The sequence below is a fragment of the Caballeronia choica genome, from assembly GCF_001544535.1.
Taxonomy (GTDB): Bacteria; Pseudomonadota; Gammaproteobacteria; order Burkholderiales; family Burkholderiaceae; genus Caballeronia; species Caballeronia choica.
The window spans coordinates 1-519 of record NZ_FCON02000646.1; the positions used below are offsets into that span (position 1 = coordinate 1).

General features: G+C 60.7%; 1 protein-coding gene. It reads right to left on the reverse strand.

The window, feature by feature from the left end; genetic code table 11:
* Positions 1-90 precede the first annotated feature (90 nt).
* The coding region (locus tag AWB68_RS46140; RefSeq protein ID WP_143282107.1) for a transposase at positions 91-519 on the reverse strand (429 nt) is incomplete at its 5' end.

Genomic DNA, 519 nt, shown 5'->3' on the forward strand with positions numbered 1-519 from the left:
GCTCTGCCCCTGTCCGGGGCGGGACTCACTTTCTTTGCTGCTGCAAAGAAAGCAACTGTATTAAAGGTCAAGCGCGAGAGCATAAAAGGGTCAAGTTTTTGGGGGGTTCCAGGTTGTGGAATCGCGCATCATGGCGTTGAGGCGGGTGAGCATCTTGCGCATGCCGGCGACGAAGGCGACCTTGGTCTTTTTGCCTTTGTCGCGCAGTCGATCGCAGAATGCCTTGATGTCGGGGTTGGCTCGTTGAGCGGCGACGCAGGCCATGTAGAGGGCCCGCCGCACGATCTGTCGGCCGCCCTTGATATGGCGTTGCCCGGCTTGCTTACCGCTATCGGCGTTGAAGGGAGCGAGGCCCACGAGCGAAGCAATCTCTTTGCCGCTGAGGGTTCCCAGTTCAGGCAGGAAAGCGATGAGGGTTGCGGCGGTGCCTTTGCCGATGCCTGGGGTGGAGCGCAGCAACGCCTCGGTCTGGCACCAGAGCTCGTTGGAGCGCAGGAAGGAGTCGATGTCGAGGTCAGC